The sequence below is a fragment of the Actinomycetospora sp. genome, from assembly GCF_055612215.1.
This window is the reverse complement of the sequence record NZ_JBVPVA010001201.1, coordinates 1-4,355: the sequence shown is the minus strand read 5'-3', so window position 1 is coordinate 4,355 and position 4,355 is coordinate 1. Positions and strand designations below refer to the sequence as shown.

Annotated in this window: 5 protein-coding genes; 4 read left to right on the top strand and 1 reads right to left on the bottom strand. The window is 75.6% G+C overall.

Annotation, left to right across the window (positions count from 1 at the left end):
* A partial coding sequence (locus AC0CYZ_RS32105; RefSeq protein ID WP_472222400.1) for an IclR family transcriptional regulator occupies nucleotides 1-846 on the bottom strand: 846 nt, incomplete at its 3' end.
* 312 nt (nucleotides 847-1,158) lie between these two features.
* On the opposite strand from AC0CYZ_RS32105, the gene AC0CYZ_RS32100 reads away from it, so the two are divergent.
* The 4 genes from AC0CYZ_RS32100 to AC0CYZ_RS32085 form a co-directional block, all read left to right on the top strand.
* Nucleotides 1,159-2,667: a class I adenylate-forming enzyme family protein gene (locus tag AC0CYZ_RS32100; protein WP_472222398.1), complete on the top strand. Its 1,509-nt coding sequence runs from the start codon at nucleotides 1,159-1,161 to the stop codon at nucleotides 2,665-2,667.
* A gap of 43 nt (nucleotides 2,668-2,710) precedes the next feature.
* A complete protein-coding gene (locus AC0CYZ_RS32095; RefSeq protein ID WP_472222396.1) occupies nucleotides 2,711-3,487 on the top strand; it encodes a phosphosulfolactate synthase in 777 nt (258 codons plus the stop codon).
* Between the two features lie 2 nt (nucleotides 3,488-3,489).
* Complete coding sequence (locus AC0CYZ_RS32090; RefSeq protein ID WP_472222394.1) at nucleotides 3,490-3,888, top strand: VOC family protein; 399 nt, start codon at nucleotides 3,490-3,492, stop codon at nucleotides 3,886-3,888.
* 20 nt (nucleotides 3,889-3,908) lie between these two features.
* On the top strand, nucleotides 3,909-4,355 hold a 447-nt coding region (locus tag AC0CYZ_RS32085), incomplete at its 3' end, for a protein-tyrosine phosphatase family protein (RefSeq protein WP_472222392.1).

The following is a 4,355-nucleotide window of genomic DNA, read 5'->3' as shown; positions in this document are numbered from 1 at the left end:
GACGTCGGCCCCCGCGCCCCCGCTCGTGGTCACCAGCGGCCGCCGACGCGGCCGCCGCGAGCCGGGCACGACGCCGTGCCCGAGCGCGGTGGAGAGCTCGTCCGCGGCACGCACGACGGCGACCGAGACGGTGGGCAGGGCGGGCGACAGCCGCGTGCCGGGCCCGCTGACGGAGACGGCGGCGACGATGCGGCGGGTGGCGTCGCGGACCGGGGCGCCGACGGCGACGAGGTCGCGGCCGGCCTCCTCCCGGGCGAGCGCCCAGGTCCGCCGGCGGTCCTCGCCCAGCCGCGCCAGCACCTCGTCCGGGGAGCGCGGGGCCGCGGGTCCACCACCCTCCGGCTCGTCGCGCGGCAGGAGCCGGGTCACGGCGTCGTCGGGGTGGTCGAAGAGCAGCGCCCGGCCGGCGGCCGACGACGACAGCGGCACGGTGCGACCCACCCAGCCCTGGGCACGCAGCTCGACGTCGGGCGCCGCGGTGGCGAGCGTCAGCGCGAACCCCCCGGTGCGGACCGCGACCTCCACCCGCTCGCCGATCCGAGCGGACTCCCGCTCCACCAGCGCGTCCGCCTCCTCGCGCAGCCGCTCGTCGACCGCGTGCGCCGCCAGGGCGAACAGCCGGGCCCCGAGCCGGTAGCGCGCCGACCGCGGCTCGCGCTCCACGTACCCGGCGACGGCGAGGGCCCGGAGCATGCGCGACACCTGCGACTTGTCGCGCCCGAGACGACGGGCGAGCTCCACGACCCCCATGCCCCCCGCTCCCGTCGGTTCTCCGAGGATCTCGAGCACGGCCAGGGCGCGCAGCCACGAGGTGGGCCTCTCGTCCCCCGTCGCGCTCCCGGTCACCCGCGTCCTCTCCCGCCGGACCTCGTCGTGACGTGGACCCGCGAATCCTCGGCGATCTTCGTGAAATCGTTGTCAAGGAGACAACACGAGAGGACCTCAGGGCGTATCTCGTGATGCATTCGTGACCGAGCGGGAGACGATTCCGCAGTATTCACGTCGTTGCTGTCGATATAGCCGATTGATGCTTTTCGTCGTGTTCGCTGCTCGCTCGAGCGGACCGCTCGGCGGTCCTGGCCGCCCGCTCGCCCCGGTTCAGCGGGTCGCCAGCTCGCGCACAGCGCCTGCACAGGGGGCGGCACCACCGTCGGGACGATGAACGCGAACGCCGACGGTCCCGTCGCGGACCTCCTCGCGCAGGGCGCGCCCGAGCACGTCGTCCTCCTCGCCGCGCGGGAGCCCCGGCGGCTGACCCGGGCGGACCTGCGCGAGGCGGGCGCGGCCTGGCGGGACGCGCTGGACCGGGCGGGGCTGCCGCCGGGCGGACGCGTCGCGGTCGTCGTCGACGACCCGCTGGTCCTGGCCGCGGTGCACCTCGCGGTGATGGCCGCGGGGCGGTGCAGCGTGCCGCTCGACCCGGGCGCACCGGGGCCCGAGCTGCGCCGTGCGCTGCGGCGGTGTGCCGCCGGGGTCCTCGTCGCCGACGACGAGGCGGCCGCCCGGGTGCCGGACGTCCCGCGCGCCCGACCCGACCGCCATGGGCTGCCGGGCCCGGTGCCGACGGTGTGCGGGACGCTCGTGCCCGGCGGACCGGTCGCGCCGCGCTCCGGGGGTGCGGCGACGCTGCTGGCCACCTCCGGGTCGACCGGCGAGCCCAAGGGCGTACTCCTCGACGAGGCCCGGCTGCTCCACGTCGCGCGGGCCGTCGCCGGGCACCTCGAGCTGACCTCCGACGACCGCGGCCTCACCCCGCTGCCGCTCTTCCACGTGAACGCCCAGGTCGTCGGGCTGCTCGCGACCCTCGTCGCGGGGTCGTCCCTGGTGCTCGACCGCCGCTTCCACCGCCGCGGGTTCTGGGACCTCGCCCGCGCCCACGACGTCACCTGGCTCAACCTGGTGCCCGCGATCCTCACCGTGCTCGCCCGCGAGGAGGACCCGCCCCGCGTCCCGCCGCGCCTGCGCCTGATCCGGTCGGCCTCGGCGCCCCTGCCGGTGGCGGTGCGGGAGGCGGTCGAGGCCCGCGTCGGGGTCCGGGTCCTCGAGAGCTACGGCATGACCGAGGCCGCCAGCCAGATCACCGCCGTCCCGGCGCACCAGCCGTGCCCGCCGGGGTCGGTGGGCCGACCGGTGGGCGCGCAGGTGGCGGTGCGGGGTCCCGACGGCGTGGCGGTGCCGGCCGGCGTCCGCGGGCGCGTCTGGATCCGCGGGGCCGGGGTGGTCACCGCCTACGAGGGCGGCCGCGCGGCCGAGCGGTTCGACGGCGAGGGCTGGCTCGACACCGGCGACATCGGGCACCTCGACCAGGCCGGGTTCCTGCACCTCGCCGGCCGCGACGACGACGTCATCAACCGCGGTGGCGAGCTGCTGCACCCACGCGAGGTGGAGGAGGTCCTGCTCGCCGACCCGCGGGTGGCCGAGGCGGTCGTCGTCGGGCTGCCCCACGACGTGCTGGGCGCGGTCCCGGTGGCCTGCGTGCGCCGCGTCGGGGACGCCTGGTCCGCAGACGGGGCCGACCTCGCCGACGACCTCGCGGCCCGCTGCCGGGCCCAGCTCGCCCGCTGGAAGTGCCCCGTGCAGGTCGTCGTGCTGCCCGACCTGCCCCGCGGCGCCACCGGCAAGGTCCGCCGCGCCGAGGTCCGGGAGCTGGTCGCGACCGCTCCGTGAGGCCCCATCCCAGACCCCCGACCCTGACGTCCGAGGAGGACCGATGCTCACCGACTCGTCCCTGTGCGCCCCGCTCGACCTGCCGCCGCGGGAGGACAAGCCCCGCACCCGCGGCCGAACCATGGTGATTGACACCGGCGCCCCGACGCGCTGGTTCGAGGACGTCGTCGAGAGCCACGGCGACCTCGTCGACGCCGTCAAGTTCGGCTGGGGCACCTGCCTGGTGACCCGCGACGTCAAGACGAAGATCGACATCTGTCGGGCGGCCGGGATCGAGGCGTACTTCGGGGGCACGCTCTTCGAGCGGTACGCGGCCGCGGACGCCGTCGAGGAGTGGCGGGCGCTGTGCCGTGCCACCGGCTGCACGACCGTGGAGATCTCGCACGGCACCGTCGTGATGTCCAACGCCGAGAAGGCGCGCTGGGTCGCCGAGGTGGCCCGGGAGTTCACCGTCATCAGCGAGGTCGGGTTCAAGGACGGCGGCCGGTCGATGGCGCTGACCCCGGCCGCGTGGGTCGAGGCGGTGCGCACCGACCTCGCGGCCGGCGCGACCACGGTGACCCTCGAGGCGCGCGAGAGCGGCCGCAGCGGCTTCTGCACCGCCGCGGGTGAGGCCCGCGACGACGTCCTCGGCGCGCTCGACGCGTCCGGGATCGACCGGGACCGGCTGCTGTTCGAGGCACCGACCCGCGACCTGCAGGTCACCCTGCTGCGCCGCTACGGCGTCGGGGTCAACCTCGGCAACGTCGCGCTGTCCGACGTCGTCGGCCTGGAGACGCTGCGCCTGGGCCTGCGCGCCGACACCTTCGGCGGGGTGTGAGCGTGCGGACCACCCACGACGCGTTCCACCTCGCGATCCCGACCCACGACCTCGACGCGGCCCACCGGTTCTACGTCGAGGGCCTCGGCTGCAAGCTCGCCCGCCGCTACGCCGACCGCATCACGCTGGACTTCTTCGGCGACCAGGTCGTCTGCCACCTCTCGGAGGCCTGGGACCGCGACCCGGTCCTCTACCCGCGGCACTTCGGTGTGACCTTCCGCGAGCGCGCGGACTGGGACCGGCTGCTCGCGCTCGTCCGGCAGCGCGAGCTGTGCGTGTTCGCCGAGCCGTCGACGCGGTTCGAGGACCTGGTCGAGCGCCACAGCACCGTCGTCCTGCGGGACCCGTCGAACAACCTGCTGGAGTTCAAGCACTACGACGACCCGCGGATGATCTACTGATCCGGGGTACCCGGCGCGATGTGAGCAGCGACCCGGTCGACGACTACGTTCCCGCCCACCTCCGTGCCGACCTGACCGACGAGCCCCCGCCGTGGCCGGCGGACCAGATCGTGCCGGGCCTGTGGCAGTCCGGGCACCCGGAGCCCGGCGAGCACTGGGACGCGGTGTTCGACCTGTCCGGGGAGGAACCCCCGCTGGAGGACGTCGAGTTCTACGTCCACTGGCTGATCGAGGACGGCCCGGCGCCGGACCTGGACACGCTCGTCGCCCTGGCCGACCTCGTGCGCTCGATGCGTGCGGCCGGGAAGCGGGTGCTGGTGCACTGCGCGGCCGGGATCAACCGGTCGGGCCTGCTCGCGGCGGCGTCGCTGATCCGCGAGGGCTACGACGCCGACGAGGCGATCGAGACGGTGCGGGCCGCGCGGACCGGGGCGTTGAACAACCCGGAGTTCGTGAAGGCGCTCCGC